Annotated in this window: 4 protein-coding genes; 2 read left to right on the top strand and 2 right to left on the bottom strand. The window is 72.3% G+C overall.

Features of this window, described 5'->3' with window-relative positions; genetic code table 11:
- Positions 1–57: 57 nt before the first annotated feature.
- Positions 58–264, bottom strand: a complete 207-nt coding sequence (locus tag L7D48_RS04350) for a YbdD/YjiX family protein (protein ID WP_237877542.1) — start codon at positions 262–264, stop codon at positions 58–60.
- Complete coding sequence (locus L7D48_RS04345; RefSeq protein WP_237877541.1) at positions 261–2,432, bottom strand: carbon starvation CstA family protein; 2,172 nt, start codon at positions 2,430–2,432, stop codon at positions 261–263. The genes L7D48_RS04350 and L7D48_RS04345 overlap by 4 nt, the downstream gene beginning before the upstream one ends.
- Before the next feature lie 239 nt (positions 2,433–2,671).
- Here L7D48_RS04345 and L7D48_RS04340 point away from each other — a divergent pair, with 239 nt between their 5' ends.
- Positions 2,672–4,228, top strand: coding sequence for a sodium:solute symporter (locus tag L7D48_RS04340; protein WP_237877540.1), 1,557 nt, complete (start codon positions 2,672–2,674; stop codon positions 4,226–4,228).
- Positions 4,225–4,851 (top strand): sigma-70 family RNA polymerase sigma factor, encoded by a 627-nt coding sequence (locus L7D48_RS04335; protein ID WP_237877539.1) that lies wholly within the window; start codon positions 4,225–4,227, stop codon positions 4,849–4,851. Before L7D48_RS04340 ends, L7D48_RS04335 begins: the two co-directional genes overlap by 4 nt.
- Positions 4,852–4,879 lie beyond the last annotated feature (28 nt).

The following is a 4,879-nucleotide window of genomic DNA, read 5'->3' as shown; positions in this document are numbered from 1 at the left end:
AGGCGGGGGAGGCCGGGGAGGTCCTCCGCCGGCACCGGCGGAGGACCCCCGAGGGTGTCAGCAGCAGCGGCTCTGCGGGTGCTCCTCCCGGTGCCGGGCACGCTGCCGTTCGTATTCGCGCCAGGAGGGGACCGGCTCGCCCGGGTGCTCGCGCAGGTGCCTGAGGCGGAAGCGCTCGTAGTCCGCCTCACCGGAGAACTCGCGCAGATACCAGCGCACACCCCGCAGCAGCCGGGCCGCCCTGGCGAGCAGTGCGGCCGTCATCGTTCGCCCGCCCCCACCGGCTCCCTGTCCTTCTCCCTCCCGTCGTCCGACGACCACGAGGCCGGGACCTCGATCCGGGACTCCACGTAGGGCGCCTCGGTGGTCGGCAGCGGCTCGGCGGACCGTACGGCGCGTACGCACACCACGGCCGCGTTGGCGATCACCGTGGCGACCACCAGCAGGAACAGGGCCATGATCACGCCGTCGACGGTCTGGTTGAGCACCACCGTGTGCATCTCGTCCGTGTTCTTGGCCGGGGCCAGCACCCGGCCGGCCTCGATGGCGTCCACGAAGCGCTCGCGGTTGGCGAAGAAGCCCACCTTGGGATCGCCGGAGAAGATCTTCTGCCAGCCGGCGGTGAAGGTGACCGCCACGTCCCACGCCAGCGGAAGGCCCGGCACCCACGCCCAGCGCAGTTTCCCGGCCTTGATCAGCAGGGTGGTGGCGATGGTGAGGGCGATCGCGGCGAGCAGCTGGTTGGCGATGCCGAACAGCGGGAAGAGCTGGTTGATCCCGCCGAGAGGGTCGGTGACGCCGACGTAGAGGAAGTAGCCCCAGGCGCCGACGACGAGGGCACTGGTGATCCAGATGCCCGGCTTCCAGGTGACCCGGCCGATGGGCTTCCAGACGTTGCCCAGCATGTCCTGGAGCATGAAGCGGCCGACCCGGGTGCCCGCGTCCACCGTGGTGAGGATGAACAGCGCCTCGAACATGATCGCGAAGTGGTACCAGAAGGCCTTCATCCCGGCGCCGCCGAACACCTGGGAGAAGATCTCCGCCATGCCGACCGCCAGGGTGGGCGCGCCGCCGGTGCGCGCGATCAGGGTCTCCTCCTCGACGGCCCCGGCCGCCGCGGCCAGCTGGTCGGGGGTGATGCTGAAGCCCAGGTCCGCCACCGCCCGCGAGGCGCTCTCCACGGTGGTGCCCAGCATGCCCGCCGGGGCGTTCATCGCGTAGTACAGGCCCGGGTCGATGACACAGGCCGCGACCAGCGCCATGACGGCCACGAAGGACTCCATCAGCATGGAGCCGTAGCCGATCATCCGGACCTGCGACTCCTTCTGGATCAGCTTCGGCGTGGTGCCGGAGGACACCAGCGCGTGGAAGCCGGACAGCGCGCCGCAGGCGATGGTGATGAACAGGAAGGGGAACAGCGCCCCGGCGAAGACCGGGCCGTCGCCCGAGGAGGCGAAGGGGGTCACCGCGTCGGTCTTCAGCGTCGGCGCGGCGATCACCACACCGACCGCCAGCAGCACGATGGTCCCCACCTTCATGAAGGTGGACAGGTAGTCGCGGGGGGCCAGCAGCATCCACACCGGCAGCACGGAGGCGACGAAGCCGTAGCCGATCAGGCAGAACACCAGGGTCGTGGGGCTCCAGACGAAGGCGTCGGCCAGCGAGGAGTCCTGGATCCAGCCGCCGCCGAGGATCGCCAGCAGCAGCAGGGCCACACCGGTGACGCTGGTCTCCACGACCCGGCCCGGCCGCAGACAGCGCAGGTAGAAGCCCATGAACAGGGCGATGGGGATGGTCATGGCGACCGAGAAGGTGCCCCAGGGGGAGTGGGCCAGGGCGTTGACCACGACCAGCGCGAGCACCGCCAGCAGGATGACCATGATGGCGAAGACGCCGACGAGCGCCGCGGCGCCGCCCACCCTGCCGATCTCGTCACGCGCCATCTGTCCCAGGCTCTTGCCGTCCCGGCGCATGGAGAAGAACAGGATCATCATGTCCTGGACCGCCCCGGCGAAGATCACGCCGACGACGATCCAGATGGTGCTCGGCAGATAGCCCATCTGGGCCGCCAGCACCGGGCCGACCAGCGGCCCGGCACCCGCGATGGCTGCGAAGTGGTGGCCGAACAGCACACGGCGGTCGGTGGGGTGGTAGTCGACACCGTCCTCCAGCCGCTCGGCCGGAGTGGCACGGCTGTCGTCGGGCTGGAGGACGCGCCGGGCGATGAAGCGGGCGTAGAAGCGGTAGGCGATGGCGTACGAGCCCAGGGCGGCCACCACCAGCCAGATCGCGGAGACCTCCTCGCCCCGGGCCAGGGCCAGCATGCCCCAGCCGACCGCGCCGAGGAGGGCGACGGCGGTCCACAGCAGGACCGATCTCGGCCTGCTCTTCGGTGGTTCGGTCGGCGCGGGGGGTGCGGGGGGTGCGGACATGGCGGCTCCTTGCCGGGTCGTCGCTGACTCGTCACTGGCTCGCAGCCCCGGTGGACAGCGGTGTTGAGGCCACAGGCCGCGGGGCCGGCCGGCTCCTGTGGTCTGTGCAAGAGTTGCCGGTCGCCGCGATCGGGTTGACAACGGATTCACGGCGGATTTCCCTGGTCTCCCTGCCGGCGGAAGGCAGCGGGCCGGCAACCGGCGGGTGAGGGACCCGCGCACCCCGAGGACGGTGATCGATGGCCGACGGCGCCATGGCCACGGCGTTCCTCGCCGTCATCGGCGGAGCGTCGCTCCTGGCGGCCACCGCCCGCCGCCTGCACGCCCGCGACCGCCTGCCGTCGCTGGAGGGCTGGGCACTGGCGGACCGGAGCCTGGGCACCGTGTGGACCTGGCTGCTGCTCGGCGGCACGGTGTTCACCGCCTACACCTTCACCGCCGTGCCCGGGCTGGCCTACGGCAACGGGGCCACCGCCTTCTTCGCCCTCCCCTACACCGTGATCGTCTGCCCGCTGGCGTTCGCCCTGTTACCCCGGCTGTGGTCCGTGGCCCGCCGCCACGGCTACGTCACCGTCGCCGACTTCGTCCGCGGGCGTTACGGCTCGCCGCCGCTGGCGCTGGTGGTCGCCCTCACCGGCATCCTCGCGACCATGCCCTACCTGGCCCTCCAACTGCTGGGGATCCGCGCGGTGCTCACCGCGGGCGGCCTGTACCCGGACGCGGTCACCGGGGACCTGGCGATGGCCGCGCTGTTCGCCGGGCTGGCGGTGGCCACCTACCGGCACGGGCTGAGGGCTCCCACCGTCATATCCGCCCTCAAGGGCGTGGCGGTCTTCGGCTCGGTCCTGGCCACCGTCTGGCTGGCCCTGGATCACCTGGGCGGCCCCGGCGCCATGTTCGCCGCGGCCGGGAGCACGCTTGCCGAGCGGGGGGCGGAGGGCGCCCCGCTCGTCCTCGCCCCCGGCCAGCGGTCGGCCTTCGCCACCCTCGCGCTGGGCTCGGCACTCGCCCTGCTGATGTATCCGCACGTGCTCACCGCGGGGTTCGCGGCCTCCGGCACAGGGGTGCTGCGCCGGGTCTCCTCCGCCCTGCCGCTGTGGACGGCGGTGCTCGGACTGTTCGGGCTGCTGGGCATCGCCGCCCTGGCCCACGGGGTGCGCACCCCGCACGGCGGCACGGAGGCCGCGGTGCCCATGCTGGTCGACCGGCTGATGCCGGGGCCGCCGGCCGGACTGGTCTTCGGGGCACTGGCGGTGGGCGCGATGGTGCCCGCCGCCGTGATGTCGATCGCGGCGGCGACCTCGTTCGTGCGGAACGTCTACGTCGAGTACTTCCACCCCACGGCCACCCCCAAGCACCAGGTCAGGGTCGCCAAGGCGGTATCGCTCGCCGCCAAGGCCGGGGCGATCGCCTTCGTCCTCGGCCTGCGCGACCAGGACGCCGTGAACCTGCAACTGCTCGGTGGCGTGTGGATCCTGCAGACCCTTCCCGCGGTCGCGGCGGGGCTTTTCACCCGCCGCCTGCACCACCGCGCGCTGCTCGCCGGCTGGGCCTCGGGAATGGCGGTCGGCACCTTCACGGTCGTACGGGAGGGGTTCTCCCCGGTGGTGCCCTTCGGACCGTCCGGCCTGGAGGTCTACGCCGGTCTCGCGGCCCTGCTGCCGAACCTGGCCGTCGCGGTGGCCGCCACGTTCGTCCTCGACCGTGCCGGGGTCCCCCGCGGTCCGGACACCACCACCCTCCCGCCCCGTATCGTCCTCAGACGCCGTCCCGAGACGGGAGCGAGCACACCATGAGACCCATCCGCGGCCGGTTCGGCAGGGACGCCCGCGCAGCCGTCCTGCCACCCGCCCCGGCCGAGCGCGGCCCGGTGCCGCCGGTGCCGCCCGCCCCGGCGGCACCGCCGCGAGCGGCCGCCGAGGGGCTGGAGCCCGAGCGCGAGGCGGAGGTGGCCCGCCTGTTCAGCCTGCACTACACGCCGATGCTGAGGCTGGCCGCACTGCTCGGCGCCGACGACCCCGAGAACATCGTGGCCGAGGCCTACTACCAGATCTACCGGAAGTGGCGGAAGCTGCGCGAGCCCGGTTCCGCGGAGGCCTACCTGCGGTCCGTGGTCTGCAATCTGACCCGGATGCGCATACGCCACCTCCAGGTGGCCCGCAAGCACATGGAGCCGCAGCCGTCCGAGCCGGTCGTCTCCGCCGAGATCTCGGCACTCCTCCGCGACGACCAGCGGGTGCTGATCGACGCGCTCCAGCGGCTTCCCGCCCGGCAGCGCGAAGCCCTCGTCCTGCGTCACTGGCTGGGACTGAAGGAGAGTGAGATCGCCGCGGCCATGGGGATATCGGCCGGTTCGGTCAAAACCCACACCTCGCGCGGCATCGCGGCCCTGACCCAGGCGATGGAGGCCCGGAGATGAACACCCCCCGCACCCCCGGCACCCCGGG

Source organism: Streptomyces sp. ICN903 (assembly GCF_022015835.1).
In the GTDB taxonomy this organism is placed as follows: Bacteria; Actinomycetota; Actinomycetes; order Streptomycetales; family Streptomycetaceae; genus Streptomyces; species Streptomyces fenghuangensis.
This window is presented reverse-complemented; position numbering and strand designations above follow the sequence as displayed.

Coding starts and splice junctions, on each gene's coding strand:
- L7D48_RS04350 (WP_237877542.1), bottom strand. CDS start 264: ATGACGGCCGCACTGCTCGCCAGGGCGGCCCGGCTGCTGCGGGGTGTG.
- L7D48_RS04335 (WP_237877539.1), top strand. CDS start 4,225: ATGAGACCCATCCGCGGCCGGTTCGGCAGGGACGCCCGCGCAGCCGTC.
- L7D48_RS04340 (WP_237877540.1), top strand. CDS start 2,672: ATGGCCGACGGCGCCATGGCCACGGCGTTCCTCGCCGTCATCGGCGGA.
- L7D48_RS04345 (WP_237877541.1), bottom strand. CDS start 2,432: ATGTCCGCACCCCCCGCACCCCCCGCGCCGACCGAACCACCGAAGAGC.